This window comes from Micromonospora yasonensis (assembly GCF_026013475.1).
Classification (GTDB): domain Bacteria; phylum Actinomycetota; class Actinomycetes; order Mycobacteriales; family Micromonosporaceae; genus Micromonospora; species Micromonospora yasonensis.
This window is the reverse complement of record NZ_JAPDPH010000057.1, coordinates 1-26,422: the sequence shown is the minus strand read 5'-3', so window position 1 is coordinate 26,422 and position 26,422 is coordinate 1. Positions and strand designations below refer to the sequence as shown.

Genomic DNA, 26,422 nt, shown 5'->3' with positions numbered 1-26,422 from the left:
CCGTCCCGGCTCAGCCGCAGAGCCGGCCGATCTCCGCCCGGAACCGCTCCATCGAGTTCGGCTCGTCCGGCCCGAGCAGGTAGGTCTTGAGCTCCCGGCGCGCCTCGGTCATCGGGTCGTCGCCGGCCCGGGTCAGCGCGAGGATCTTCTCCAGTTCGCCGCAGTCGGCGGAGAGCAGGTACGCCGCCCGCGAGGTCGGGAAGGTGCGCCGGAACTCGTCCTCCGGCAGCCCGCTCGGGTTGGCCACCACGTACGGCCGCTGGCTCTGCACGAAGTCCGAGACCACACTGGACACGTCGCTGATCAGCAGGTCGGTCTGGTTGAAGCAGTCGAACAGCGCGGGCGTCCGCCCGGTGACCACCCGGTGGCCGACACCGTCCAGCGAGGACGCGTCGGGGTCGCCGCCGGCCGCCCGGATCAGCCCGACCACGCGCTCGTGCACGGCCTTGGCCTCCTTGGACCGGGAGCCGGTCAGCGGGTGCGGCTTGTAGATCAGCCGGACCGACGGGCGGCTCTCCAGCAGGCCCTTGACGATCCGCACCCCCATCAACACCAGCGAGGTGTGGTACGGGTCGTCGTCCTGCCAGCCCTCCCAGGTGGGGGCGTAGAGCACGGTGAACGGCCGGTCGACCGACTCGGCGCCGAAGGTGTGCACCCCGGCGAGCTGCGGCCGTCCGATCTCGACGATGTCCTCGTCGCGGACCCCGACGGCGGCCCGGGCGTAGCGTTCCCGCCCGGCCAGACCGGCCACCCAGACCTCGTCGTACACCTTGCTGTACGGGTTGACGCTGGCCTGCTTGTCGCTGTCGCCGTGACCGACGAACACGTGCTTCATGCCGGGCTCGCGGAGCATGTGGATGTTCGCCCCGACGTTGGCGGCGTAGAGCGCGGCACGGACGCTGCCGAGCTCCAGGTTCATGAAGTCCACGCTGGCCGGCACGCAGATCACCGGCAGCCGGGTGTCGGCCAACTCCTGGAAGGCCTCCTTGCTGCGCATCAGCACCACCGCGGGTCGCTCCAGCGCCTCGGTCGGGGCCAGCCACATGTTGGCCTGGTAGACGTCCTTGGCCGGTCCGGCGAAGTAGAGGGCCACCTCGGGCCGGTAGCTGTCGAGCCAGCGCTGCACCGCGGGGATCAGGGTGGACTGGCGGCTGCCCCGGCCGCGCAGCCAGGTCAGGCCCACGATCAGACCGATCATGGCGGTCGCCGCCACCGCGACGACGCCGGCGACGAGGAACGGGACGACATCGGCGGCGAGCGCCGCCGCGACCGCGGCGGGCACCAGCAGCACGTTGATGAACGGCATCTGGTCACCCGCGAACCGGGCCGCCCACGCCGGTGGGACGGGAGCCGAGCGCACCGGACCGAGTTCGATGTTGCGCACCAGCGCGGAGGCGGGGTTGCGCCGCTCGATCATCCGGTTGAGCGCGCCGGCGAAGATCGAGATCACCCAGACGGCCGCCGTCAGCACCATCATCACGACCACCTGCGGCGCGGTGGGCAGCACGCTGGCCACCACCAGCAGCACCGCCGACAGGTCACGGGTGAGCTGGCGATAGGGCAGCCCGAGGCCCACCTTCTCCAGCAGGGCCATGGTCAGCGGCGACCACCGCGCGACGGCGGCCTCGCCCAGAATCGCGAGGAGGCCGGCAACGGCGAACACGCCGACGCCACCGAGCGCGCCGGCGACCAGGGCCACAAGGTAGAACAGCACCAACACGGCGCCGCAGGCAGCGACACCGAGCCGCTGAAGTAACGTGCCGAACAAGAACTGCACTCCCCTACGAGGTCGATGACGGCCCCCGGGGCGGCGGTGACCGCGGCGGTGTCCGATGCGTCGCCGCACCGATTCCCCGGGCGTTCCTGCCGCTCGCCGGCTTACTGCTTGCTGGTGTAGCCCTCTGACCCAGTCTGTCATCCGGGCAACGAGAAGGCCCTTGCGACCTTAACGCGAGGCGATCAAGTCTCATCTCCCGGGTATCGGTGACACTCCGCCCACATGGGCCTACCTGTCGCCGACGGGAATCAACCCGGCAGATCACCCCCGAATGACCCTCGGCACCCGGCTCACGGCGCGCGAGGTCACGCGGACCGCGCGGCCCAGAGCGGTCCGTTATTGTTGCCGCCGAAACGCGGGAGGCGGCTGCCGGCCGGAAAGGATAGACGCTTGACGACTTTCATCGCCGTGGCGGTTGCCCTGTTGCCCGGGGCGCTACTCGGTTTCGTCGTACCGCCCGGCCGCTACCGGTGGGCCGTGTGGACCACCGCGCCGGCGCTGACGCTGGGGCTCACCACGGTCGCCATGGGCTGGTTGCCGAAGCTCGGGCTGCCGGAGAGCGCCACCGCCGTTCTGGTGGCCGAACTGCTGCTGGCCCTCGCCGCCGTCCTCGTCTCCCGCCTGATCCCTCGCGGGCTTCCGCTGCACACCGACCGGGACGGCCCGGACGGCGACGCCGACCCGGCCCGCGCCGAGGCTGACGGTGGGCACCGAACGTCGATCCTGGCCCGTTTCCGGCTCCGTCCGGTCCTGCCCGCCTGGCAGGACATGGTCGGCGTCGCGGTGCCGGCGGTGGCCACCGTCGGCTACGGCTGGCTGCTGCTCGGCCGGCTCATCGCGCCGCCCGGCTGGGACGCCATGAACCACGGGTACTTCACCCGCCGGATCCTGGACACCGGCAGCGCCACGATCCAGGCCGCGTGCAGCACCGGGCCCACCGACCCCACGCTGTCCTGCTCCTTCTATCCCCTGGCGACGAACGTGTCCTGGGCGCAGGCCGCGGAGCTGTCCGGTGGACGGATCAGCACAGTGATGACCGCCTGGTCGATCATCGTCGGGCCGCTCGCGCTGGTCGCCGGGGTCTACGCCTGCGTACGCCTGCTCGGCGGTCGGCCGATCGTCGCCTCCGCCGCCGCGCTCGCGCCGACCTTCCTCGGGCCGCTCTGGTACTCGGTGTCCACCGGCCGGATCACCCAGCAGACCGGCCCCTGCATCGCGGTGGGGATCGCCCTGCTGGCCGCCTTGTCGCTGCGTGGCCGGCACCCGGGACGCCTCGGCCTGCTCACCGGCCTCGCCGGTGCCGGGCTGGTCATGTCCCACACCTACGACGTGCTCTTCCTCGCCGTGCTCGCGGTCGGCCTGATCGTCCTGATCCGGTACCGGCTGACGCTGCGCGGCCTGGCCGCCGGCGCCGGGGCGGCCCTGGTCGGTGGCTCCGTCGCGCTGCTGCCGTTCCTCGGCCCGCTGACCGGCGCCAGCGGCGAGCGGGAGGTGAACGACCCGGCGCTGCTGGGGAAGCTGGGCGAGGCGTTCGAGTTCTGGGTCACCGACCAGCAGCGCTATCTCCTGCTGGGCTTCCCGCAGCCCGGCTCGTCGCTGCGCGTCGACGGACCGACCTTCGACATCGGTCTGGCGGTCACCATCACCTGCCTGCTCGCCTCGCCGCTGTGCCTGGTGTTCCGGCAGCTGCGCTGGGCCCGACCCTGGCTGGTGACCGGCGTCCTCTTCACGGCGATCGGGATCTGGACCAGCACCTCGAACTCCGCCGGCGCGATGCTGCTCGCCGGCCTCTGGTACGGGGTCCGGGAACGGCTGCGCTCCATGATCTTCCCGGTGTACGGCATCCTCGCGGTGGTGGGCGCGGTGGCCATCCTGCTCGCCCTGCAGTGGGTCGTCACCCGGCTGGTGGCGAGGGCCCGCGGGTGGCGTGACTCGACGGTGCCCGCGGCGGTCGGCGCGTCCCTGCTTCTGGTGACGCTGGCGGTGCTGGCCGCCGTGCCGGCGACCTGGCATCCCATCCGCGGGGAGTTCAAGCGGCGCGCGCCGATCGGCGCGCAGTACACCGACACGTACCGGTGGCTGGCGGCCAACACGCCGCCCGGAAAGGTCGTCGCCTACGACCGGCACCGGCAGTTCATGACGTGGTCCTATGTCGACTACGACACTCCACTGCTGTTCGGCCTGCCCCCGCTGCCCACGCTCGACGTGCGCAACTACGACCGGCGCTGGGGCGCGTGGGACTGGCTCGTCAACAACGAGGGCGCCCGCCCGGCGGGCTGCGACGTCGACCGGCTCGGCGTCGAATACGTCGTGGTGGGCGGCGGTCGGGTCCTGCCGGGCGGCTGGCAGCGGCACTACTCGCAGTCCCGGCTCGACGCCTCCGACCGGGTGCACCTGGTCCAGCAGTTCGGCAAGATGAAGGTCTACCAGGTCACCGACAAGGGTCGGGCGTGTTCCAGTACGGGCGGGTGACCGCGCCCGCCGGTTGAGCGGAGCGCCGAGCCGGCAACACGAACGGGGCGCCGCTGTCCATGACAGCGGCGCCCCGTTGCGTACCCGGACCGTGACGGACCGGTTCGGAGCTCAGCGGGAGTTGTCCTCGATGATCCCGGCGACCGTGCGGTGGGCCGGCAGGATGCGCTGCCGCTCCACGTCGGCGTCGATCCGCCCGGCGAGGATGTCCAGGAAGTGGTCGAGCTGAGCGGCGAGCGGCTCCCGGTTGGAGATCAGCTCCGGCACCTCCATGATGCTCTGCTGGCGGTAGCCCCGGCCGTCCGGCGTGGCGGCGTCCAGCGACACGTGCCGATAGATCGTCACGTCCTTGCGGATCAGGTCGGCCTCGATCAGCCGGTCCACCTCGCTGATCACCAGCGTACGGACCTTGCGCTGGCCGATCCGGCTGGCCGACACGTTGGCCAGGGCGCCGTTGCCGAAGCTGAGCACCGCCTCCGCGACGTCCTCGGCCCCGGGTACGGAGTCGGGGTGGAAGTAGCCGAGCGAGCCGCGGGCGGCGACCGGCTCCTGCCCGCCGAAGGCCTGGATGGTCAGGTCCACGTCGTGCACCAGCAGGTCCCAGGCGACGCCGGTGCGGATCCGGGGCGCGTACGGCGAGTGCCGGGTGACGGTGAGGTGGACCGGCTTGTGCACCAGCGTCAGCGCGGTCAGCACGGCCGGGTTGAACCGCTCGAGCAGGCCGCAGAGGAGCGGGAGCCCACGCTTCTCGGCGCTGGCCACGATCTCCTCGGTCTCGACCAGGCTGCCGCAGACCGGCTTCTCGATGAGCAGCGGCTTGTCGGCCGCCAGCACCTGCTCGGCCAGCCCGTGGTGGTACTCCGTCGGCGCGGCGATGACCACGGCGTCGACGCCGGAAAGGTCGCTCAGGTCCGACGCCCAGGCGGCGCCGTACCGGTCGGCGATCTCCCGGCCGACCTCCTCGCGCGGCTCGATGACCAGCGCCAGCTCGGCGCGGGGCGACTGGGCGATCACCCGGGCGTGCAGGGAGCCCATCGCGCCGGTGCCGACGAGCGCGAAACGAACCGGGGCGGTCACGCGCCCACCGCCTTGCGGACGGCCTCGATCACCTGGTCCACCTGGCTGTCGGTGAGGTGGTGGTGCACCGGGATCGAGACGCACTGCCGGACCACCCGCTCGGTGACCGGCGCCGGGTCCGCGATCACCCGGGGGTGGTCGCGGTAGCACTCGTAGTCGTACACGGTCTTGGGGTAGTAGATGCCGCACCCGACACCGGCCGCGGCGAGGCGGCTGATGACCTCGTCGCGGTCGACCGGGGCCTCCTCGGTGACCAGGAGCGTGTACTGGTGCCAGACGTGCGAGCGGCCGGGCAGCTCGGTGGGGAGCCGCAGGCCCGGCACGTCGGCGAGGCCGGCGGAGAGCCGGGCCGCGTTGTCCTTGCGCCGCTTGACGTTCTCGCCGTAGTTGGCCAGCTGCGGGATGCCGAGGGCGGCCTGCAGGTCGGTGAGCCGGTAGTTGTGGCCGGCCATCTCGTACTGGTAGCGCGCTCGCATGCCCTGGTTGCGCAGCACCCGGAGCCGGTCGGCCAGCACGTCGTCGTTGGTGGTGATCATGCCGCCCTCACCGGTGGTGAGGTTCTTCGTCGCGTAGAGCGAGAAGGTGCCGAGGCCGAAGCTGCCCGCCCCCCGTCCGTCGATCGTGGCGCCCAGCGACTGCGCGGTGTCCTCGACGAGGCCGAGACCGTGCTGCTGCGCCAGCGGGACGATGGCGGTCATGTCGGCGGGCTGCCCGTACAGGTGTACGGGCATGACGACCTTCGTCCGCGGGCCGATCGCGGCGGCCAGCGCGGCCGGGTCCATGCAGAAGTCGTCCTCGCGGATGTCGGCGAAGCGCGCGGTCGCGCCCGCCTCGAGGATCGCGTTGAGGGTGGCGACGAAGGTGAACGGGCTGGTGACGACCTCGTCGCCCGGCTGCAGGTCGAGCACCTCGAGCGCCGCTACCAGGGCGGTAGTGCCGTTGTTCACGGCGACGGCGTGCTCCACACCGACGGTGGCGGCGAATTCCTGCTCCAGCCGAGCCACCATCGGCCCCTGCGCCAGCACGCCTGAGCGGATGACCTCGACCGCCAACTGTTCAGCCGCCTCGTCGAGCTTGACGACGGAAATGGGGATCACAACGTCTCTCCTTGGGGGGTGTGGGTGGCAGCGAGCAGACGGTAACAGTGACGGGAACGCCCGGGAGACCGGCGTCGACCGGTGGGAAAACCGGCACGGGTGCCAGGCGGTGCCGGGCGATGGCCTGAGCTAGTGTAGTGCGTTGCCATGTGCACCACCCCACCCCCGGCTTCGGGTGAAATGCGACGCAGAGGCAGGTAACTCGTGGTAGACACCGCCGCACGCAAAGCTGGTGAGACCGCTGTCGCGGTGGCGCCCTCCGGCGGCTCTCCCCAGAGCACCGGCGGCGGCATCCGGCGCTGGCTCTCCCTGGCCGTACGGGTGGTGGTGTTCGGCGCCATCGCTGCCGGCATGGTGTGGAGCGTGGTCAGCCAGTGGCCGCAGGTCCGCTCGACCTGGCTCGGGCTGGCCTGGGAATCGGTCGCGCTGTCGGTGCTCGCGGCGCTGCTCGGCATGGTGGCCAACACGATGGCCTGGCGCGCGGCGGTGGACGACCTGGAGCACAAGCTGCCGGTCACCGCGGCGCTGCGGATCTGCCTGGTGGGCCAGTTGGGCAAGTACATCCCGGGCAGCGTCTGGGCGTACGTGCTGCAGATCGAGCTCGGCAAGCGGGCCGGGCTCCCCCGCGCCCGCGCCTTCCTCGCCACCCTGGTCACCGTCGGCCTCGGCGTGACCACCGCGCTCGGTCTCGGCCTGCTCAGCCTGCCGTCGCTGCGGGAGGCGGCCGCGAACGCCGACTCCAGCTACGCCGACTCGGTACGGGTGGCGCTCTGGATCGTCGCGGTCCTCTTCCCGATCGCCCTGATCTGCGCGATCCCCCGGGTGCTCACCGCCCTCGTCCAGGTCGCGCTGAAAGTGCTGCGCCGGCCCCGCCTCGAGCACCGGCTCACCTGGCCCGGGGTGCTACGCGTGATGGGCTGGAGCGCGCTGGGCTACGGCCTGTTCGGCGTACACCTCTGGCTGCTGGCCAATGCTCAGGCGGCGCCAGGCGTGGGCGGCCTGCTGCGCTGCGTGGGGTCGTTCGCGATCGCCATGACGGTGGGCATGTTCGCCTTCCTGTCACCGTCCGGGCTCGGCGTGCGGGAGGCGGTCCTGGTCGCCGCCCTGGCGCCGTTCCTGGTCCACGACGGTGGCGTCGGCGCGGCCATGGGCATCGCCCTGGCGTCCCGGCTCATCTTCACGATCGCCGACGTCATCGCTGCCGGTCTGGCCGCGCTCTCGTCGGTACGCCAGCTGCGCGGCAGCACCCCCGAGGTGGCCACCGCCGACGTCGGGTGACCGTCTCCCCCGCCGGAAACGAAAAGCCGGTCCGAGCCGTCGGCTCGGACCGGCTTTTCCGTTCGATCTCAGCTCACCGGGTGATGATGGTGGTGATCCGGGTGAACTCCCGCATCAGGTCGTAACCGTCCCAGGTGGCGGCGAAGCTCAGGGCGTCGCCGAGCGGCACGATGCGGTCGATGCCCCGGCCTGCGACGGCGCGGGCGAAGGCTGCCAGTTCCTCGCCGGTGAACCCGAAGTGGGTCATGGTCTGGTCCCGGCGCACCACCACCGGTGCCAGATCGGTCAGCGCGTCGATCCGCGCCTGCGGGAACGTGCCCACGCCGAGCCAGCGGCGCGGGATGTCACCGGGACCGGTCAGCTCCACGGTGGCGAGGTCGTTGCCGTCGAAGTGGATGGCGGTCGCAAGGCCCTCGACGGCCAGCCCGTACGTGGCGACCCGCTTCTCCACCGCCATGGCGGCGTCGACCTCCGGCCGCTTGCTGTCCAGCACGGTTCGCAGCCGGGCCAGCAGGTCCGCCCGCGCCGCTTCGGCGTCGGCCGCCTCGCCCACCCAGTACACGGTGCGCGGCGAGGCGCACGCCGCCTGGTCGAACCAGTACGCGTCGTTGTAGAAGCCCAGCGCGGCGGCGTCCCGGTCGGCCGCGGGCGCGCCCAGCCAGCCGGTGGCGCTGATGACCGTGAACGACGAGCGGTCCGGGAAGGTCACATCCCGGGCGTGCGGCGGCAGCGGATGCCGGCGGATCTCGCTGACCGACCGGTCCCCACCCCAGATGACCCGCAGGTCGGCCGCCATGGAGAGCGCCGCGGTGACCGCGTCGTCCCGCCCGTACGTCACCATCCGTTGGGTCTGCCGCACGGCGGGGTGGGCTTCGGCGAGGGTGTCGTTGAGCGCGCCGAGCACCGCGTCCGCGGCCCCGGCCGAACGGGAGGAGATCCGGACGACGTTGGCGTTCCCGGCGAGCGCGGACAGCGCCCACGAGTAGACGAAGATCGTGTCGACGTTGGCCGGCGGCACGTGGAACACGAGGCCGCGGGGAAACCGGAGCTGGCCCGGCTCGTCCGCGACCCGGGCGAGAGCCTTGGTGATCTCTCCCCGGCGGAGGAAGAAGCCGAGTGAGGCGAGTTCCGGGTACCGCCGCGCCACGGCCGGCCGAAGCAGCCGGCGGGCGAACGCCACCAGGAAGTCGACCACCCGCTCGTCACCGACGGTCAGGGGACCGTCCTGCGGCGTCGCGCGCAGCGCGTCGACCAGATCGTCGACCGCGATCGCACCCCCGACGGGGAACCGCTCGATGACCTTGCTCACGCCGCCGCCTCCGTGAAGGTGTCGCTGCAACCCCGTGCCTCCGCCCGCGGCAGGCGGCCGAGGATCGAGAACCGCTTGCCGGGCCAGACGCCGTCGTCGATGCCGTGGACCACCCCGCGGTCCTCGGTCAGCAGCAGGTGCCCCGGGTACGACCGCGGCAGCGTGCTGATCACCTGGACCACGCCGGGCGTACCGACCGGCACCTCTTCCCAGGTGTCCGGATCACGGACGATGACATCGGAGAAGTCGGGGCAGTAGAGGCCTCCCCCGTCCGGCCCCTCCAGGAAGGTGAGGCCGATCTGCTCGACCATGCCGTAGAAGTTGTGGATCCGGGTCAGGCCGGTGTCCTCGGTGAAGCGCCGGCGGAACTCGGCGTTGTCCACCGCCCGGTCCACCAGCTTCTTCCAGCCACCACTGTGGATCAGGATGCCGTTGCTCAGGTCGAGCTTGTTGTCCCGGGCCAGCTCGTAGAGGTAGAGCCAGGTCATGAAGGTGAAGCCGAAGATCAGGAACGGCTGGTCACCGTGCCGGTCGAGGAAGTCCCGCACCGCGTCCAGATCCGGCTGGTCGTGCTCGTCGAGCACGAAGGTGTGGTCCCGGCCGAAGTTCATCAGGCCCAGCACTCCGGCGCCTCGGGCGGAGAACGACTTGCGATTCTTGAACAGGGCCCGGGTGTCGACCAGCAGCATCGGCAGCCGCTGCGCCCCGATGACCGTGCGCAGGGTCGCCGACAGCATCTTCTGCTGCACCGCCGCGGCATCCTTGTCCAGGTAGATGCGGCTGACGTCGCCGGTGGTGCCGGACGAGGTGAGCACCTTGAACACCTCGTCGTCGGGGATGCTCTTGAGCAGGTGGTGCTTGAACAGCCGGACCGGCAGCCAGGGCAGGTCGGCGACCCGCTCGTAGCGACGACCCGGGTGGTGGCCCAGCGAGGCCAGGAGCCGGGCGTACTCCGGGCTGTTGGCCCGGTGGTGCTCGGTCAGCTCCACCAGCTCGGGCAGCAGCCGCGCCTCACGGGCCGCCTGATCGAGGGTGAAGAGCGTCATACCTGCGCCTCCAAGGAGCGGTAATCGATCTTGCCGTTGGGCAGTTGTGGCAACCGCTCGATGCTGCGGACGTCGAAGCCGGAGCGGTGCAGCTTGAGCCGCTCGGCGAGCCGGCCCGCGACGGCGCGCGCCTCGTCCGGCTCGATGCCCTCCACGAAGAGCACGACCTTGTCCGGGCCGGACACCGCCACGACGGGGCCCTGGTCCCGGGCCATCTCCTCGATGTCGTGCAGGTTGACCCGGATGCCGAAGATCTTGCCGAAGCGCTTGAGCCGTCCGCGCAGCCAGACGAACCCGTCCTCGTCGAGCTGCCCGAGGTCGCCGGTACGCAGCACGCCGTCCAGCTCATCGCCCCGGCTCAGGTCGGCCGAGTTCTCGGCGTACCCCATCATCACGTTCGGGCCACGGTAGACCAACTCGCCCACCACGCCCGGATCCTCGGTCTCCCGCCCGCCCTCGGCCAGCACGGTGAACGACCCGCCGTCCAGCGCCGGGCCGACCGAGCCGACCCGGTCGGGCAGCGCGTCCGCCGGCAGGGTGCTCATCCGGGGCCCCGCCTCGGTGCATCCCCACATCACGTGGAACCGGCCGCCGACGGCGGCGATCTTCTCGTGGAAAGCGAGGATCATCTCGTCGCGGAGCTTGCCGCCCGCCTGGGTGAGCGTCCGCAACGACGGGTACTTCGCCGGGCTCCACCGGATCCGGTGCAGCATCTCGTAGTTGTACGGCACCCCGGCCAGCGAGGTGGCCCCGTACGTCTGCACGGCCTGCCAGAACTCGCGGGCCAGCACCCCGCCGTCCACCACCAGCACGGTCGCGCCGGCGGCGAGGTGGCTGTTGAGCACGGACATGCCGAAGCTGTAGTACAGCGGCAGGCTGGTCGGCGCGATCTCGTCCGGGCCGATGGCCAGTGCCCGGGCGATCGAGGTGGCGTTGCTCGTCACGGCGGTCCGGGAGAGTCGGACGAACTTCGGGTCTCCGGTCGAACCGGAGGTGGCCAGCAGGACCGCCAGGTCCGGGTGCGGCTGGTCGGCCGAGGCCCGGTCACGGACCCAGACCGGGCCGAGGACCGGGTCGTCTACCTCGCGATACTGCTTGGGGCACTCCCCCGGCGCGGCGCCCGGGCCGCCCTCGGCCACGCCGACCACCACGGCGGGCTCGAACCGGCGGATGAAGTCGGCCAGCACGGCCGGGTCCAGGGCGGGGTCGAGCAGGGCCACCGGCCGCGCCGCCCGCAGCGCGCCGGTGTAACGCAGCACCGCGGGCACGGACACCCCAGTGCGGGCGAAAACCACCCCGGGCGGGAACCCGGCGTACGCGCTGGCGTGCCGTCCGACCTCGGCGTCGAGGTCGGTACCGCCGAGGACGTCGCCGGAGGCGGCGTCGATCAGCCGGGCGGTCGGGGCGATCAGATTCACGGGACGAGCCCTCCGTCGACACCGAGGACCTGACCCGTCACGTACCGGGCCGCGTCCCCGGCGAGGAAGCGGATCACCTCGGCGACCTCGTCGGCCTCGCCGAGACGGCCGAGAGCGGCGGCCGACGCCTGCCGGTCCAGCACGTCCGCCGGCAGCCCGGCGGTGAGGTCGGTACGGATCACCCCGGGCGCGACAGCGTTCACCCGGATGCCACGGGGCCCCAGTTCGCGCGCGGCGGAGCGGGCCAGCCCGACCAGGGCGGCCTTCGACGCCGCGTACACCGACTGGCCGGCGGCGCCGTACGTGCCGACCACGGAGGCGAGCAGCACGATGGAGCCGCCCTTGCGCTCGACACCGTCGGCGTCCTTGCGCTTGCGGGCCATCGCCCGGCCGGCGGCCTGAACGGCCGCTACCGCTCCGGCCACGTTGACGTCCAGCGTGCGCCGGACGTCGTCGGCGCGCAGCATGCCGAGCAGGCCGCTCTCCATGATCCCGGCGTTGGCGACGAGGACGTCGAGCCCGCCGTGCGCGGCGGCGGCCTGCTTCACCACGGTGCCCACCGCATCGAAGTCGGCGACGTCGAGGCCCAGGCCGTGCCCGCCGAACTCCTTGGCCACCGCTTCGGCCCGGGCGGCGTCCCGGCCGGTGATCACCACCGTTGCCCCTGCCTCGGCCAGCGCGCGGGCGGTAGCCAGGCCGATGCCGCGGGTGCCGCCGGTGACCAGCGCCACCCGGCCGGTCAACTCACCCATCGACGCCGAGACCTCGCAGCATCTCCAGGGCGACCTTGAAGCTGCTCATGTCGATGACCTGGTCGGTCTCGAGCTGCACGTCGAACTCGTCCTCGATGGCGGCGACCAGGGTCATGTGGCCGAGGGAGTCCCACTGCTCGATGCCGCGGTAGGTGAGGTTCTCCACATCGGTGCCCTCGGGCAACTCCAGGGCGTCGACGAAGACGCCGCGCAGGCGGTCGGTGAGACTCATGATCTTACTTTCTCCGTTGCTTGCTAAGGGATGGTCACTGCCCGTCGCGGCGCAGCGTGGGCGAGCCCCAGGACGGGGTCTCCCCCCGCGCCTGCGCCTCGGCCCGCCGGGCGGCGTTCTCCGCGCGGACCCGCTCGGCCTCGGCCTTGAGGTACTCCTCGTCGTACCGCTGGAACACCCGGGCCGGGTTGCCCGATACCAGACTGTAGGGCGGCACGTCCTTGGTCACCACCGACAGCGGGCTGACCGTGGCGCAGTCACCGATGGTAACGCCCATCATGATCACGCTGTTCCCGCCGATGAAGCAGCCCTTGCCGATCTTGACCGGCTTCCGCTCGATGAGGTCACTACCCGGATGGTTCTCCAGCATCATGTTCGCCAGCCAGCTGGAGTGGGTGAACACCAAGCAGTTCAGGCCGATGCTGGTGTGGTCACCGATCTCGAGGCCGCCGCTGGCGTCCAGGACGGTGTTCTCCCCGATCCAGCAGTGCTCACCCATGAGCAGGTTCTCCGGGCTGATGATCTTCGTCCGCTCACGGATCCGGGTCGTCTCGGGCAGGCCCAGGTACCGGGCCCGCTCCACGTCGTTGAGCAGGCCGCTGACCATGTCGTCGAGGATGCCCCGGCGGAGCCGGTTGCTGCGTTCGTCGTCGGAGAACACGCTCATGCCTGCTTCTCCACCATCCGCTCGAAGGCCGCCAGGTGCTGACGGGTGACGACGTCGAGGGTGAAATGCAGGTACACCAGGTCGCGCTGGCGCTTGCCGATCCACTCCCGCTCCTCCGGCTCGTCGAACAGGCGGATCACGGCGTCCGCGAGCTCGGCCGGGTCGTTCGGCCGGACCAGCACGAAGTTCTCCCAGTTGCGCAGCCGGACGGCCGGGAAGTTGGTCTCGGTCACCGTGCCGACGGTGGCCCGGCCGGCGGCCATCGCCTCCAGGCTCGCCGTGCCGAAGCCACCGCCCTGCAGGTCGTGGGCCACCACGTCGGCGGCGGCGAAGTAGGCCGGCACCTCCGCGGACGGGACGACACCGGTGGTGATCACCGCATCGCTGACGCCGAGCTCCGCCGCCCGCTTCGCGAACGCGTCGTAGTAGACCCGGCCGATGATCATCACCTTGGTGTCCGGGTGCTTCGCCAGGATGGCCGGCAGCGCCTCGATCAGGGCGATCCGGTCGCGCAGCGGGATCACGTGCCCCAGGGACACGATCAGTGGCGCGTCCCCGATGCCGTGCCGGGCGCGGACGTCGAGCTCGGGAGTTCCCTCGAAGCGACTCGGCTCCACCGCCACCGGGATGTACTCGAAGTCGGCCGTGGTCGCGCGATAGCGCTCCGCGCAGTAATGCGCGGCCAGCTCGTCCATGATGACGTAGCGCGGGTGGAACCGGCGGATGAGCGGCCACACCATGAACCGGTCGAGCATGCGGAACAGGGCCGCGTACTTCGGGTCCGGGCTCTCCAGGCGGGTGTGGATGGAGAGCAGCACCGGCACGCGGTGGCGGCGGGCGTACCGCCCGGAGATCCAGCTCAGGTCGAAGAACTGACCGTGCTGGTGGATCACGTCGGGCTTGAACTCGGCGAGCAGCCGGGAGACCCGGCGCAGGTTGCCGGGGCGGGCCAGGGTGAACGCCATGTCGAAGTCGATGGAGAGGCCGAGCTTCGGCATCGGCATGGCGGGCAGCCGGACGACCCGGTAGCCGTTCCGCTCCTCCTCCGCCGGCGCGTCCTTGTAGGCCGCCGTCAGGACCAGCACCTCATGACCGGCGGCCGCGTACCGATCCGCCAGGGCTGCGGCGAGGTGGGAACTTCCGCCGGGGCGAGGGGGGAAGAAGTTGTTGACGACCGCGATCCGCACAGCGATAGCTCCTGTCGAGGTCGGCCTGGGGGGCGAGGGGACGGTCCGGGCCTACCGATGGATCGTACGGCGGTGTCGGTGGATCCGCCGGCAGGCAACGCGGGCCACCCTACCCCAGCGCGCGGCGCGTCGGCGATGCCGTCCTGCGCCGCACACGGGCCGTCGACCTGGCGATTTCATTCGGTCACGACCGTGCGCGACGGTCCCCGACGCCCGGGAACCGGCACACCCGGAAGGTCCCAGCTCGGTCGGCGATCCGGTCGACCGCCGGCCGAGCTGGGGTCCCGGGTGCGGTCAGGCCACCTCGGTCTTGATCAGGTCGGTCATCCCGTCCTCGACGGCGATGGTCGGCTCCCAGCCGAGCACCTCGCGGGCCCGGGTGATGTCCGCCGCCCGGCGGCTGACCAGCACCTCACGCGGGTTGAACTGCGGCTGCACGTCGACGCCGACCGCCTTGATGAGGATCTCGGCCAGGCTGGCGATCGAGGTGTCGAGGCCGGTGCCGATGTTGATCGGCACGTTGCCCTGCTCGGCCTCCATGGCGGCGACCACCGAGCGGGCGATGTCGTGGACGTGGATGAAGTCCATCGACTGCTCGCCCTTGCCGTCGATGACCGGCGGCTCGCCGTTCTTCAGCCGCTTCACGAAGTGGTTGATCACCGAGGTGTAGTACGCGGTCGGCTTCTGGCCCGGGCCGTACACGTTGAAGAAGCGCAGGGCGATCCAGTTCAGGCCCTTGCTGCGCTGGTAGAAGCCGAGCAGGTCCTCGCCGGCCCGCTTGGAGATGCAGTACGGGGTCAGCGGGTCGAGCCGGTCGTCCTCGTGCATCGGCAGCTTCTTCGGGTCGCCGTACACGGAGGCCGACGAGGCGAAGACCAGCCGCTTGACGCCGTGGTCGGCGGCGGCGGCGAAGACGTTGTGGTTGCCGACCATGTTGATGTCGATCGACTCGTACGGGTCGGCCTGGCTCTTGTTGATCGAGACCGCGGCGAGGTGGATGACGTAGTCGCAGCCCTTCATGGCCGCGTGCACGGCGCCGCCGTAGCGGACGTCCTGGTCGATCAGCTCGACGTCGCCGGTGGCCGCCAGCTCGGCGATCCGGTCACGGTCACCGCGGAACATGTTGTCGAAGATGCGGACCCGGTAGCCCTTCTCCAACAGCATCGGGACCACGTGCAGGCCGATGAAGCCCGCGCCTCCGGTGATGAAGACGGTCTGCTTCGACATGGTGGACGATGTCCTTCCTGGGGGATTCTCAGCGGGCGGCGATGGAGTCGACGACGTCGGTGAGCGTCGCCGCGACGGTCTCGACCTGCGCTTCGGTGAGGTTGGCGTGCATCGGGATCGCCAGGTGGCGGGCGAAGAGGTCGGCCGACACCGGGCACGGGTCGGTCTGGCCGTAGAGCGGCTGGACGTGCGAGGCATAGGTGCCGAAGGTGCACTGCACGCCACGCTGGCGCAGCTCCATCGCCACCGCGCCGCGGTCCACCCGGGAGTCCAGGGTGACCACGTACGACTGCCAGGGGTGCTCGCGGTCCGGCGCCTCGTACGGCGTGGTGATCAGCTCGTGGTCCTTGAGCAGCTCGCCGTAGCGGGCGGCGATCGCGCGCTTGGTGGCCAGCAGGTCCGGCAGCCGGTCGAGCTGGGCGATCATGATGGCTGCGGCGATGTCGGAGAGCCGGTAGTTGTAGCCCAGCTCGGTGAAGGTCGGGATGGGCAGGTGCGACAGCTCGGCGCGGGTCAGCGCGCCCTCGACGCCGTAGGTGTGCAGCTTGCGGGCGTGCGCGGCGAGGTCGTCCCGGTTCGTGACGTACGCCCCGCCCTCGCCCGCGGTGATGCCCTTGCGGCCGTGGAAGCTGAAGGTGGCCACATCGGCCAGGCTGCCGGCGGGGCGGCCCTTGTAGGTGGCGCCGGCGGAGCAGGCGGCGTCCTCGACCAGGAACAGTCCGTGCTTGTCGGCGATGGCGCGCAGCTCGTCGTAGTCGGCGGGCTGGCCGAACGCGTCGACGGCGATGATGCCGACGGTGCGCGGGGTGATCGCGGCCTCGACCGCCGCCGGGTCCACCGTCCAGGTGTCCGGGCGGACGTCGGCGAAGACCGGCTTGGCCCCGGTCCACATCACCGAGTGGCCGGTGGCCGGGAAGGTGTAGTCGCCGACGATGACCTCGTCGCCCGGCTTGACACCGAGAGTGAGCAGCGCCAGGTGCAGCGCCGAGCCGCAGTTGCTCGTGGCGAGCGCGTGCTTGGTGCCGACGGCGGCGGCGAACCGCTCCTCGAAGCGACGACTGGTGGGCCCGGAACCAGCGAGCCAGCCCGAGGCGAAGACCTCGGCGATGGCGGCGAGTTCGGCCTCGCCGACCGTGGGCTGACCGAGCGCGATGACCTCAGACATAAGACTCCCCGAGTGATGGACCCGGTGAAGTGTAGGCCACCCCGGGGGGTCGGGCGCGAGTCGGGCGCGCGGCTCGCTTCGTTACCATCGGTCGCGGCGTCGGCCTGGGGAGATGGTGATGACAAGGTTCGTGGTCGTGGGTGGCGGCATCGTCGGGCTCGCCGTGGCGCACCGGCTGGTGACCGACCGGCCCGGGGACTCGGTCACCGTGCTGGAGAAGGAGTCCGGCTGGGCCGCGCACCAGACCGGCCACAACTCCGGCGTGATCCACGCCGGCGTCTACTACAAGCCGGGCAGCCTGAAGGCCACCCTGTGCAAGGCCGGCAGCGCGTCGATGGTCGAGTTCTGCGCCGAGCACGGCCTGGCGTACGACATCTGCGGCAAGCTCATCGTCGCGACCGACGAGGCCGAACTGCCCCGCCTGCACGACCTGCACCAGCGGTCGCTCGCCAACGGGCTGCCGGTGAAGCTGATCGGCGCCGACGAGGCCCGCGAGTACGAGCCGCACGTGGCGGCCGTCGCGGCGCTGCACGTCGCGTCGACGGGCATCGTCGACTTCGGCGTGGTCTGCCGCAAGCTCGCCGAACTGCTCGCCGCGGGCGGCGCGGACCTGCGTACGGGCACCGAGGTGACCGCGGTCGCCAACCGGGGCGACGAGGTGGTGGTGAGCACCACCCGGGGCGAGGTGATCGGCGATGTGCTGATCAACTGTGCCGGCCTGCATGCCGACCGGATCGCCCGACTGTCTGGAGTGTCCACTCCAGTCCGCATCATCCCGTTCCGCGGTGAATACTACGAACTCGCCCCGCAGCGCCGGGACCTGGTCCGTGGCCTGGTCTACCCGGTGCCGGACCCGCAGTTCCCGTTCCTCGGGGTGCACCTGACCCGCATGATCGACGGCAGCGTGCACGCCGGCCCGAACGCGGTGCTCGCCACCGCCCGCGAGGGGTACTCGTGGGGCCGGATCAACCTGCGGGACGTCTGGGACGAGCTGACCTACCGCGGCCTCTGGGCGCTGGGTCGCAAGCACTACCGGTACGGGCTCACCGAGGTCGCCCGCTCGCTGTCGAAGAAGCGCTTCGCGGCCAGCCTGGCCCGGCTCGTGCCGGAACTCACCCCGGCGGACATCGTGCCGGCCGGCGCGGGCGTCCGGGCGCAGGCGATCCTGCCCGACGGCGGCCTGGTGGACGACTTCCTGATCGTCGAGGGCGACCGGCAGGTGCACGTGCTGAACGCGCCCTCCCCCGCGGCGACCAGCTCGCTGGAGATCGCCCGGCACATCGTCTCCCGGCTCCCGGTCGGCCAGATCGGCTGACCGTCCGACCCGGGCCGGGTCAGACCGCCGGGCCGGGCAGCGCGACGTCGCGCTGGCGGGGCACCGCCGGTGCCGCGGCCAGGCCGGTGGCCACCGCCTCGACCAGGGTCTCCAGGTACGCGTCGGTGGGCGCCGACCGGGCGATGGCGAGGCGCCAGTAGAGCGGCCCGACGATCAGATCGATCGCGGCGTCCAGGTCCACCCCGGCCGGCAGCTCGCCACGCCGTACCGCCCGCTCGACCAGCCGCCCGCCGATCTCCTGCTGCTTGCTGCGCAGCACCTGCTGCAGCGCCTGGTCCAGGGTCGGGTTGCGGGCCGCCTCGGCGAGCAGGTCGGGGATGATCTGCGAGGCCAGCGGGTGGCGCAGGGCGTGCGTGACGACCTGGAACAGCAGGTTGAGGTCGCCGCGCAGGCTGCCGGTGTCCAGCGCCGGCAGCTTGCTGCCGGCGGCCGCGACGACCGTCTCCAGCACCAGCTCCAGCTTCGAACTCCAGCGCCGGTAGACCGCGGTCTTGCTCACCCCGGCCCGGCGGGCGACCGCCTCGATGGAGAGCCGGCCGTAACCCACGGCGGCGAGCTCCTGCATCAGGGCCTTGCGGATGGCCGTGGTGATCTCGCCCCGCAGCACCGCCGCACCGGCGGGTGCGCGCCTCTTCCCGGTCGTCACGTGAGACTCTTCTCGGCTGTCACGAGGGACAATGTACCGTAACGACGATACGGTTGCGTCCCGACGTGTTTTGGACTACCGTCCACCGCGCGACGAGCCCGCCCTGCCACTCGCGGGGGCGCCCGTGACAGGCTCATCGTCACCCCGTCCCGTTGGTACGAAAGATCGGAGCGCCCAGCTCATGGCCAACACCGCCCTGGCCGGCCCCGACGCGGGCCTGACCCAGGCGCAACTGGCCGCTCGACACGGCCTACGGGTCGCCGGCGAGCGCCCCTCGCTGGTCGAGTACAGCCGCCGACTCTGGGCCTACCGGCACTTCGTTGCCGCGTACGCCAACGCCAAGCTCGTCGCCTCGTACAGCAACGCCAAGCTGGGTCAGGTCTGGCAGGTGCTGACCCCGCTGACCAACGCCGCGGTCTACTACCTGATCTTCGGCCTGGTGCTCGCGCAGAACTCCATCCCGAACTTCATCGCGTACCTGACCACCGGCCTGTTCATCTTCAACTTCACGCAGAGCGCGATCCTGGCCGGGACGCAGTCGATCAGCGGCAACCTCGGGTTGATCCGGGCCCTGCACTTCCCCCGGGCCAGCCTGCCGCTGGCCGCCACGCTCACCCAGTTCCAGCAACTGCTGGCCTCGATGGTCGTGCTGATCGGCATCGTGCTGGTCACCGGCGAGCCGCTCACCCTCCAGTGGCTGCTGCTGCCGCCGGCGCTGGTGCTGCAGGCGATCTTCAATGCCGGCGTGGTGCTGCTCGTCGCCCGGATGGGCGCCAAGGCCAGTGACCTCAAGCAGGTCATGCCGTTCATCATGCGCACCTGGATGTACGGCTCCGGCGTGCTCTACAGCGTGCGGCTGTTCAACCGGCTGCCGGAGTGGGCCACCACGCTGATCAAGTTCAACCCGATGCTGGTCTACATCGAGCTGGCCCGGTACGCCCTGCTCGAACAGGCGCCGATGCTCAACGAGTCGCTGACCCAGCTCTGGCTGGTGGCCGCGGCCTGGGCGGTGGTGGCCGGCGTCGGCGGGTTCATCTACTTCTGGCGCGGCGAACAGGAGTACGGCCGTGGTTGAGCACTTCACCGGGTCCGACGAGGCCACCCAGGCCCTGCCGACGCTGCAGGCGCGGATCCCCACCGTGGTGGTGGACCAGGCGCACCTCGTCTACCGGGTGCACAAGGGCGCGACCGGCGGCACCACCCCGGTCGCCGCGTTGCGCCGGCTGGTCAAGCGCAGCCAGGCCCCGAACGTGCGCGAGGTGCACGCGGTCAAGGGGGTGAGCTTCACCGCGTACCGGGGCGAGGCGATCGGCCTGATCGGCAGCAACGGGTCCGGCAAGTCCACCCTGCTGCGGGCCATCGCCGGGCTGCTCCCGGTCGACCGCGGCGCGATCTACACCCAGGGGCAGCCGTCCCTGCTCGGGGTCAACGCGGCGCTGCTCAACGACCTCTCCGGCGAGCGCAACGTCACCCTGGGCTGCCTGGCCATGGGGATGCCGCCCGCCGAGGTCGCCCGGCTCACCCCGGAGATCATCGAGTTCTCCGGCATCAACCAGCGCGGCGATTTCGCCTCGCTGCCGATGCGCACCTACTCCTCCGGCATGGCCGCCCGGCTGCGCTTCTCGATCGCCGCCGCGAAGAAGCACGACGTGTTGCTGATCGACGAGGCGCTCGCCACCGGCGACAAGGGCTTCCGCAAGCGCAGCGAGCAGCGGGTCCGGGAGCTGCGGGAGAGCGCCGGCACGGTGTTCCTGGTCAGCCACCAGCTCTCCTCGATCCGGGACACCTGCGAGCGGACGATCTGGCTGGAATCGGGCGAGCTGCGCATGGACGGCCCCACCGACGAGGTCATCCGGGCCTACGAGGACTTCTCGAACGGCAGGTAACGTCGGAGTGCCCACCCGGTGACCGGCGGACACCGACATACGCGGTCACCGGTGCGGATCATCCGAACAGACACGTTAGGGTTCATCCGGTCGCCCGGCGGCCATCCCCCATCGTCGGGATCGTTGAGAGTGAGGATCGGCATGACGCAGGACCACACCACCAGCCCGGACGTCGCCGCGGCGGCGGCGGGGACACCGTGGCGACCCTCGCGGACGGTGGCGGTGGTGCTGGCCGGCGGCACCGGGACGCGGCTGGGGCTGGGCATCCCCAAGCAGCTGCTGAAGATCGCCGGTAAGCCGATCATCGAACACACCCTGGCCGTCTTCGAGGCCGCCCCCGAGATCGACGAGATCATCGTGCTGATGGCCGCCGGCCACGTGGCCGAGGCCCAGCAGATCGTCGACAAGGCCGGCTTCCGCAAGGTCAGCAAGGTCATCGAGGGTGGCGACACCCGCAACGCGACCACCCGCGTCGCGCTGGACGCGGTCGGCGAGGACGACGTCAACATCCTCTTCCACGACGCGGTCCGCCCGCTGGTCAGCGCCCGGATCGTCCGGGAGTGCGTCAACGCGCTCTGGACGTACTCGGCGGTCGACGTGGCGATCCCCTCGGCCGACACGATCATCCAGGTCGACGAGGAGGACTGCATCGTCGACATCCCGGTCCGGTCGACCCTGCGGCGCGGCCAAACCCCGCAGGCGTTCCGCTCCGGCACCATCCGTGAGGCGTACCGCCGGGCCGAGGGCGACCCGAACTTCGCCGCCACCGACGACTGCGGCGTGGTGCTGCGTTACCTGCCCGGCACGCCGATCAAGGTGATCGACGGCTCGGACGAGAACATCAAGGTCACCCACCCGGTCGACGTGCACCTGGCGGACAAGCTCTTCCAGCTCGCCGCCGCCCAGGCGCCGCGGCTGAGCGACCACCGCAGCTACACCGAGGAGCTGGCTGGCCGCACCGTGGTCATCTTCGGCGGCAGCTACGGCATCGGCCACGACCTGGCCGAGCTGGCCCGCCGCTACGGCGCGCAGGTCTTCCCGTTCAGCCGGTCCAGCACCGGCACCCACGTCGAGCGCGCCCAGGACGTCGAGGCCGCGCTGAAGACCGCCTTCGAGGCGACCGGCCGGATCGACTACGTGGTGGTCACCGCCGGCATCCTGGAGAAGGGCGCGCTGGCCGAGATGGACCAGGACACCATGGACCGGGTCCTCCAGGTCAACTTCGTCGGCCCGATCATCGCCGCCCGGCAGTCCCTGCCGTACCTCCAGCAGACCAAGGGTCAGCTGCTGCTCTACACCTCCAGCTCCTACACCCGGGGCCGGGCCCAGTACGCGCTCTACTCCGCCACCAAGGCCGCCCTGGTCAACCTGACCCAGGCGCTCGCCGACGAGTGGGCCGAGTTCGGCGTACGGGTCAACTGCATCAACCCGGAGCGCACCGCCACCCCGATGCGGACCAAGGCGTTCGGCGAGGAGCCGGAGCACACCCTGCTCTCCGCCGAGGCCGTCGCCCAGGCGTCGCTGGACGTGCTGATCTCCGAGCTCACCGGCCAGGTGATCGACGTACGCCGGGCACCGGGCGAGCCGGTGGTGGCGGTGCCGGCGCAGCCGACCGGCGGCGCCGACGAGCTCGCCAGCGGCGTCGACGCCGGCTGACACCACGACGGAGGCGAGCGACATGCGTGGTGACCTGGTCCGGAAGCTGCTCGCCCGGGTACTGACCATCGGGCTGGCGGCGCTGGCGTTCATCGTCGTGGCGCTGACCGGGGCGACCGGTTGGGGCCTGGCGATCGCCGTGGCCGCGCTGGCGGCCGCCGCCGTCGAGCGGCGGATCCGGCCGGGCGCGGACGCGGTCGCCGAGTCGGTCCTGGTCGCCGCCGGCATCCTGGTCGGGTACGCCCGCCGGGTCGACCACAGTTTCGACCCGGCGCTGGCGCTCGCCGCGCCGATCCTGCTCGGCCTGGTGCTGCTGGCCGGGCCGCTGCGCGCCGCCGGCGCGCTGGAGATCCGGGCGGCCAACCTGCCGGTCCGTTCCTGGGCCCCGCGGATCGCCGCCCGGCTCGACGACGCGCTGCTCGGGCTGCTCGCCGTGGTGGCGGTGGCCGCCGGCCTCGACCTGCCGGCCTGGCTGGCGCTGGTCGCCGTGCTGCTGGTCGCGGCCGGCTGCGGCGCGGCCGGGCTGGACCTGGCCCGGCGCCGGTTCCGGCCGCCGGCCGGGGGCGGCCCGGTGGGCCGGGCGTTGCGCCGGCACCAGCCCGAGTTCGTGCTCTACTTCTCCGCCCCGCCCGGCTCGGAGTACCAGGTCACCATGTGGCTGCCGTACCTGGAGCGGATCGGCCGGCCGTTCATGGTCCTGGTACGGGAGCCGGAACACCTGTCCACCATCGCCGCGGCGACCCGGGCGCCGGTGGTCTTCTGCCCGACGCTGAAGGCCATGGACGAGGCGTTGGTGCCGAGCCTGCGGGTGGCGTTCTACGTCAACCACGGCGCGAAGAACAGCCACTGCATCCGCTTCTCCCGGCTCACCCACGTGCAGCTGCACCACGGCGACAGCGACAAGGCGCCGAGCGCCAACCCGGTCTCCGGCATCTTCGACAAGATCTTCGTCGCCGGCCCGGCGGCGATCGAGCGGTACGCCCGGGCCGGCGTGGAGATCCCCGCCGAGAAGTTCGTCGTGGTCGGCCGGCCCCAGGTCGAGGCCATTGAGGTACGCCGGGGGCCGGCCCGCGCCCTGGCCGCGCCGACGGTGCTCTACACCCCGACCTGGACGGGGCACCACGCCGACGCCAACTACTGCTCGCTGCCGGTGGCCGAGACGATGCTCCGCCGGCTGCTCGACCGGGGCGCCACGGTGATCCTGCGGGCCCACCCGTACACGGCGCAGAACCCCGCCTCGGCGCGGCAGCTCGCCCGCCTCACCGAACTGCTCGCCGCCGACCGGGCGAAGACCGGCCGGGCGCACCTGTGGGGCGCGGCGGCGGGCCGCGAGCTGACCCTGGCCGAGTGCGTGAACCGCTCCGACGTGCTGATCTCGGATGTCTCCGGGGTCATCTCCGACTACCTCTACTCCGGCAAGCCGTACGCGGTGACCGACATGGGCGCGGACGGCGCGAACTTCGAGGCGCGTTTCCCGCTCGCCGGCTCGGGCTACGTCCTGCACCAGGACATGTCCAACCTGGACGAGGTGCTGACCGAGCTGCTCGACACCGACCCGAAGGCGGCCGAGCGCTGGTTCACCCGGGCCCGCTACCTCGGCGATTTCCCCGAGGACTCGTACGCCGAGGCGTTCCTCGACGCCGCCCGGCGGGAACTCGAACCGGGGTGGAACCCGCCCGTCGCGCGTACGGTGGACCCGGTCGCCCAGGACGGCTCGCCGCTGTCCCCCACCGCCTGATCGGCGGTCACAGGTACGGGTCGAGGAGGGCGAGTACCGCCTCGGGGTCCTCGACGTGCGCGTTGTGGCCGAGCCCCGGCAGCGTCGCGACCGGTACGCCCAACTCCTTGAGCTGCGCGTCGGACACCATCGGGTCCTGCTCGCCCCGGGCCAGCAGCACCGGCACGTCGGTCGCGGCGAGCAGGTCGGGCAGTCGCGGCTCCCCCACCGCGAACGCGGCCGGGTCCATGGCCAGCCGCCAGCGGCCCTCCTCCCGGCGCAGCCCGGCGTCCACCACGGGATGGTCCGGGGCGAAGAGCCCCGTCAGCCCGGAGACGCGCAGGTAGCGGCGGGCCGCCTCGTCCCGGCTTGCGAACCAGGTCACCGGCCGCCCGGCCAGCTCGCGGGCCTTCGCCAGCTCGGCCGGGGACCAGACGGCCTTGATGCCGAGGCCCACCACCGCGTCCACCGGCAGGCGCCGGATCCGCGCCGCCAGGGCCAGCGCCACCACCCCGCCGAGCGAGTGCCCGAGCAGCACGAGCCGGTCCCGGGGGCCGAGCCGCTCGGCGACCGGGCCCAGCCCTTCCACCACCCGGCTCGCGAGCGCCTCGAAGGAGTATCCGGCCAGCGGCGGCGACCAGCCGTGGCCGGCCAGGTCGGGGGCGAGCCAACGGCCCGCCCAGCGGCGCTCCAGCAGCGGCGCCCAGGGCAGCCACACCTCGCCGGTGGCGCCCATGCCGTGCAACAGCAGCAGATGGCGGGTACCCGTCGCCTCACCCATAGGGCGCAGTGTGCCAACGCGTGGACACGACGCGCGAGACCGGTCCGCCGAAGGGATTCCGACAGTGGGCATCGGGCCCCGGCTCAGGGAGCCGGGGCCCGACAGGGAGGGAGAGCTGCGATCAGGCGGAGTAGCCGCGGGTGGTCATCCAGTTCGCCAGGTCGATGGTGGTGATCCAGTACGCCGGCAGCGACGGGTCGGCCGAGTCGGCGATCCGGACGGTCCGGCCGTCGTTCTTGTAACCGACCACCGCGATGTAGTGGCCACCGGGGAAGGAGTGCCAGCCGCCGTCGGTGTCGGTCGCGGAGCCGACGATGTTGGCGACCACGCCACGGCCATCGGTGATCGCCTTGACCACGTCGGCCTGGAGCTGGTCCATCTGCGCGGGGCTGGGCGGGCCCGGGATCATGTGGGTCCGCCACGGGCTCCCCTTGACCATCTGGTTGAGCCCGCGGGTGGTGTCCTCCGCCGAGTTGGTGCCGTACTCGCCGGCGTTCAGCGGGGCGACCATCGCGTCCTGGGTGGTCTCGATGCCGCTCGCGCTGAGCGCGTTGCGCACCGCGGCCGGGCCGCAGTTCCAGTAGGCGTACTGCGCCTGGTAGGTGTAGTCGAGGACCTTGGTCGACGGCGGCTTCGGCTTCGCCTTCTTGGTCACGTCCGGATCCGCCTTGGCGGTGCTGGCCGTCGCCGTGGGCGACGCGCTCGGGGAGGCGGACGGGGACGCCGGGGCGGCGATCTGGGCCTGGGCCTGGGCGTTGGCGGCGGCCTCACCGAGCTGGGGGGCCAGCTCGGCGACGGCGGCCGTCTTCTCCTGACGGACCGGCGAGTCGTCGTTGGCGGTCAGGGCGGCGCCGGTGCCGCCGGCCAGCACGAGCGCCGCGGCCGAGCCGGCGACGATCTGGTACGGGCGCTCGGTCGCGAGCCGGCGCAGCTGACGCTTCAGGGTGTGCTTCACGTGTTCCTCCACGGGGGCCGGAGCGGCACACGTCGACCCGACGCGCGGAGAGACACACGCGCGTTCGTGGGGCGGGGTGGCCGCGGGGAAGGGGGTGCCCGGAAGGTCCGGGCTACCGGGGGCGCCGGACGCCGTCAGGCGAGCGGCACGGGGGCGCCGTGGAGGCGGGGGGAGGATCGGGGGCTGGTCGGCACGAGGAGGGAACTCCTTCCTTCACCGCCTACCGGGTTAGCTGACGGATTCGGGCGGGAAGTACGCCCTACCGCGGGCCGTGGCTCGCGGATTCACCCCGGTGCTGCCCTGGGTCCCCGGTTCGTGAGATCACGATTGAGCGGGTCGGCACGGCGTCGCCACTTGCGATCGAAAACCGCACCGGACGCGCCGACACTACCGGTGGGTACTTCTCTTGCCAAGCGCGCCCACCTGCGTAAACCTCGAACATCATTACGCTGACCGGAACAGCCGGTCACTGACGCTACTCAATGGGACAAGCAGTTATGTCGGCACTACCGGTCAACAATCGGACATCTGGTGGCGACCGACCCGGAATTGCGTGCGTCAATCACCCGACCTGCTCCGGATGACCGTTTTCGGCGAGCCGTGACCCGGGTCACCGGATTCGGGTAACGATTCAGCCGATCCGGGCCGGACGCCAGCGCGGGGTGGCCACCGTCGCGCCGGCCGGCACCGGCGCCAGCTGCTGGGTCACCGACTCGGCGGAACGCGCGGGAACCGGCTCGG

General features: G+C 71.6%; 22 protein-coding genes and 1 riboswitch. Of the genes, 7 read left to right on the top strand and 15 right to left on the bottom strand.

Going from position 1 to position 26,422, the window contains the following annotated elements; genetic code table 11:
* Positions 1–10: 10 nt before the first annotated feature.
* Positions 11–1,768 carry a CDP-glycerol glycerophosphotransferase family protein gene (locus tag ONA70_RS14580; RefSeq protein WP_265006963.1) on the bottom strand — a complete coding sequence of 586 codons (1,758 nt, stop codon included), beginning with the start codon at positions 1,766–1,768 and terminating at the stop codon, positions 11–13.
* Between the two features lie 399 nt (positions 1,769–2,167).
* Here ONA70_RS14580 and ONA70_RS14575 point away from each other — a divergent pair, with 399 nt between their 5' ends.
* Positions 2,168–4,249, top strand: coding sequence for a DUF6541 family protein (locus ONA70_RS14575; RefSeq protein ID WP_265006951.1), 2,082 nt, complete (start codon positions 2,168–2,170; stop codon positions 4,247–4,249).
* 111 nt (positions 4,250–4,360) lie between these two features.
* Here ONA70_RS14575 and ONA70_RS14570 read toward each other — a convergent pair whose 3' ends face one another.
* Complete coding sequence (locus ONA70_RS14570; RefSeq protein ID WP_265006950.1) at positions 4,361–5,326, bottom strand: Gfo/Idh/MocA family protein; 966 nt, start codon at positions 5,324–5,326, stop codon at positions 4,361–4,363.
* Positions 5,323–6,423 (bottom strand): DegT/DnrJ/EryC1/StrS family aminotransferase, encoded by a 1,101-nt coding sequence (locus ONA70_RS14565; protein ID WP_265006949.1) that lies wholly within the window; start codon positions 6,421–6,423, stop codon positions 5,323–5,325. Before ONA70_RS14565 ends, ONA70_RS14570 begins: the two co-directional genes overlap by 4 nt.
* Before the next feature lie 249 nt (positions 6,424–6,672).
* Between ONA70_RS14565 and ONA70_RS14560 the strand changes: the two genes are divergently transcribed.
* Positions 6,673–7,701, top strand: a complete 1,029-nt coding sequence (locus tag ONA70_RS14560; protein ID WP_265006948.1) for a lysylphosphatidylglycerol synthase transmembrane domain-containing protein — start codon at positions 6,673–6,675, stop codon at positions 7,699–7,701.
* Between the two features lie 73 nt (positions 7,702–7,774).
* Here the strand turns inward: ONA70_RS14560 and ONA70_RS14555 are convergent, their stop codons facing one another.
* From ONA70_RS14555 to ONA70_RS14515, 9 genes are all read right to left on the bottom strand, one after another.
* Positions 7,775–9,010 carry an acyl-CoA reductase gene (locus ONA70_RS14555; protein ID WP_265006947.1) on the bottom strand — a complete coding sequence of 412 codons (1,236 nt, stop codon included), beginning with the start codon at positions 9,008–9,010 and terminating at the stop codon, positions 7,775–7,777.
* On the bottom strand, positions 9,007–10,056 hold the full coding sequence (locus ONA70_RS14550; RefSeq protein WP_265006946.1) for a LuxE/PaaK family acyltransferase: 1,050 nt from the start codon (positions 10,054–10,056) through the stop codon (positions 9,007–9,009). The genes ONA70_RS14555 and ONA70_RS14550 overlap by 4 nt, the downstream gene beginning before the upstream one ends.
* Complete coding sequence (locus ONA70_RS14545) at positions 10,053–11,474, bottom strand: AMP-binding protein (RefSeq protein ID WP_265006945.1); 1,422 nt, start codon at positions 11,472–11,474, stop codon at positions 10,053–10,055. Before ONA70_RS14545 ends, ONA70_RS14550 begins: the two co-directional genes overlap by 4 nt.
* Positions 11,471–12,226 (bottom strand): SDR family NAD(P)-dependent oxidoreductase, encoded by a 756-nt coding sequence (locus ONA70_RS14540; RefSeq protein ID WP_265006944.1) that lies wholly within the window; start codon positions 12,224–12,226, stop codon positions 11,471–11,473. Before ONA70_RS14540 ends, ONA70_RS14545 begins: the two co-directional genes overlap by 4 nt.
* On the bottom strand, positions 12,219–12,458 hold the full coding sequence (locus ONA70_RS14535; RefSeq protein WP_265006943.1) for an acyl carrier protein: 240 nt from the start codon (positions 12,456–12,458) through the stop codon (positions 12,219–12,221). Before ONA70_RS14535 ends, ONA70_RS14540 begins: the two co-directional genes overlap by 8 nt.
* A gap of 34 nt (positions 12,459–12,492) precedes the next feature.
* Complete coding sequence (locus ONA70_RS14530) at positions 12,493–13,125, bottom strand: acyltransferase (RefSeq protein WP_265006942.1); 633 nt, start codon at positions 13,123–13,125, stop codon at positions 12,493–12,495.
* The gene (locus ONA70_RS14525; RefSeq protein ID WP_265006941.1) at positions 13,122–14,312 is read right to left on the bottom strand and encodes a glycosyltransferase family 4 protein; all 1,191 of its coding nucleotides are present in this window, start codon (positions 14,310–14,312) and stop codon (positions 13,122–13,124) included. Before ONA70_RS14525 ends, ONA70_RS14530 begins: the two co-directional genes overlap by 4 nt.
* Before the next feature lie 294 nt (positions 14,313–14,606).
* Positions 14,607–15,539 (bottom strand): NAD-dependent epimerase/dehydratase family protein, encoded by a 933-nt coding sequence (locus ONA70_RS14520; RefSeq protein ID WP_265006940.1) that lies wholly within the window; start codon positions 15,537–15,539, stop codon positions 14,607–14,609.
* 28 nt (positions 15,540–15,567) lie between these two features.
* Positions 15,568–16,704 carry a DegT/DnrJ/EryC1/StrS family aminotransferase gene (locus tag ONA70_RS14515; protein WP_265006939.1) on the bottom strand — a complete coding sequence of 379 codons (1,137 nt, stop codon included), beginning with the start codon at positions 16,702–16,704 and terminating at the stop codon, positions 15,568–15,570.
* Positions 16,705–16,822: 118 nt separating this feature from the next.
* On the opposite strand from ONA70_RS14515, the gene lhgO reads away from it, so the two are divergent.
* On the top strand, positions 16,823–18,019 hold the full coding sequence (gene lhgO / locus ONA70_RS14510; RefSeq protein WP_265006938.1) for an L-2-hydroxyglutarate oxidase: 1,197 nt from the start codon (positions 16,823–16,825) through the stop codon (positions 18,017–18,019).
* A 19-nt stretch (positions 18,020–18,038) separates the two neighbouring features.
* Here lhgO and ONA70_RS14505 read toward each other — a convergent pair whose 3' ends face one another.
* Positions 18,039–18,647: a TetR/AcrR family transcriptional regulator gene (locus ONA70_RS14505; protein ID WP_265006962.1), complete on the bottom strand. Its 609-nt coding sequence runs from the start codon at positions 18,645–18,647 to the stop codon at positions 18,039–18,041.
* 220 nt (positions 18,648–18,867) lie between these two features.
* On the opposite strand from ONA70_RS14505, the gene ONA70_RS14500 reads away from it, so the two are divergent.
* The 4 genes from ONA70_RS14500 to ONA70_RS14485 all read left to right on the top strand — a co-directional run bounded on the left by ONA70_RS14500 (position 18,868) and on the right by ONA70_RS14485 (position 23,966).
* A complete protein-coding gene (locus tag ONA70_RS14500) occupies positions 18,868–19,761 on the top strand; it encodes an ABC transporter permease (protein WP_265006937.1) in 894 nt (297 codons plus the stop codon).
* The gene (locus ONA70_RS14495; protein WP_265006936.1) at positions 19,754–20,572 is read left to right on the top strand and encodes an ABC transporter ATP-binding protein; all 819 of its coding nucleotides are present in this window, start codon (positions 19,754–19,756) and stop codon (positions 20,570–20,572) included. Before ONA70_RS14500 ends, ONA70_RS14495 begins: the two co-directional genes overlap by 8 nt.
* Positions 20,573–20,713: 141 nt before the next feature.
* The gene (locus ONA70_RS14490; protein ID WP_265006935.1) at positions 20,714–22,228 is read left to right on the top strand and encodes a bifunctional cytidylyltransferase/SDR family oxidoreductase; all 1,515 of its coding nucleotides are present in this window, start codon (positions 20,714–20,716) and stop codon (positions 22,226–22,228) included.
* A gap of 22 nt (positions 22,229–22,250) precedes the next feature.
* Positions 22,251–23,966 (top strand): CDP-glycerol glycerophosphotransferase family protein, encoded by a 1,716-nt coding sequence (locus tag ONA70_RS14485; RefSeq protein ID WP_265006934.1) that lies wholly within the window; start codon positions 22,251–22,253, stop codon positions 23,964–23,966.
* Positions 23,967–23,973: 7 nt separating this feature from the next.
* On the opposite strand, the gene ONA70_RS14480 is transcribed toward ONA70_RS14485, so the two are convergent.
* Both ONA70_RS14480 and ONA70_RS14475 read right to left on the bottom strand, forming a co-directional pair.
* A complete protein-coding gene (locus ONA70_RS14480) occupies positions 23,974–24,726 on the bottom strand; it encodes an alpha/beta fold hydrolase (protein ID WP_265006933.1) in 753 nt (250 codons plus the stop codon).
* Between the two features lie 121 nt (positions 24,727–24,847).
* The gene (locus ONA70_RS14475) at positions 24,848–25,693 is read right to left on the bottom strand and encodes a C39 family peptidase (RefSeq protein WP_265006932.1); all 846 of its coding nucleotides are present in this window, start codon (positions 25,691–25,693) and stop codon (positions 24,848–24,850) included.
* A 190-nt stretch (positions 25,694–25,883) separates the two neighbouring features.
* Positions 25,884–26,025: riboswitch (cyclic di-AMP (ydaO/yuaA leader) on the bottom strand.
* Positions 26,026–26,422 lie beyond the last annotated feature (397 nt).

Coding starts and splice junctions, on each gene's coding strand:
- ONA70_RS14485 (WP_265006934.1), top strand. CDS start 22,251: ATGCGTGGTGACCTGGTCCGGAAGCTGCTCGCCCGGGTACTGACCATC.
- ONA70_RS14515 (WP_265006939.1), bottom strand. CDS start 16,704: ATGTCTGAGGTCATCGCGCTCGGTCAGCCCACGGTCGGCGAGGCCGAA.
- ONA70_RS14540 (WP_265006944.1), bottom strand. CDS start 12,226: ATGGGTGAGTTGACCGGCCGGGTGGCGCTGGTCACCGGCGGCACCCGC.
- ONA70_RS14520 (WP_265006940.1), bottom strand. CDS start 15,539: ATGTCGAAGCAGACCGTCTTCATCACCGGAGGCGCGGGCTTCATCGGC.
- ONA70_RS14480 (WP_265006933.1), bottom strand. CDS start 24,726: ATGGGTGAGGCGACGGGTACCCGCCATCTGCTGCTGTTGCACGGCATG.
- ONA70_RS14530 (WP_265006942.1), bottom strand. CDS start 13,125: ATGAGCGTGTTCTCCGACGACGAACGCAGCAACCGGCTCCGCCGGGGC.
- ONA70_RS14490 (WP_265006935.1), top strand. CDS start 20,714: ATGACGCAGGACCACACCACCAGCCCGGACGTCGCCGCGGCGGCGGCG.
- ONA70_RS14500 (WP_265006937.1), top strand. CDS start 18,868: ATGGCCAACACCGCCCTGGCCGGCCCCGACGCGGGCCTGACCCAGGCG.
- lhgO (WP_265006938.1), top strand. CDS start 16,823: ATGACAAGGTTCGTGGTCGTGGGTGGCGGCATCGTCGGGCTCGCCGTG.
- ONA70_RS14550 (WP_265006946.1), bottom strand. CDS start 10,056: ATGACGCTCTTCACCCTCGATCAGGCGGCCCGTGAGGCGCGGCTGCTG.
- ONA70_RS14535 (WP_265006943.1), bottom strand. CDS start 12,458: ATGAGTCTCACCGACCGCCTGCGCGGCGTCTTCGTCGACGCCCTGGAG.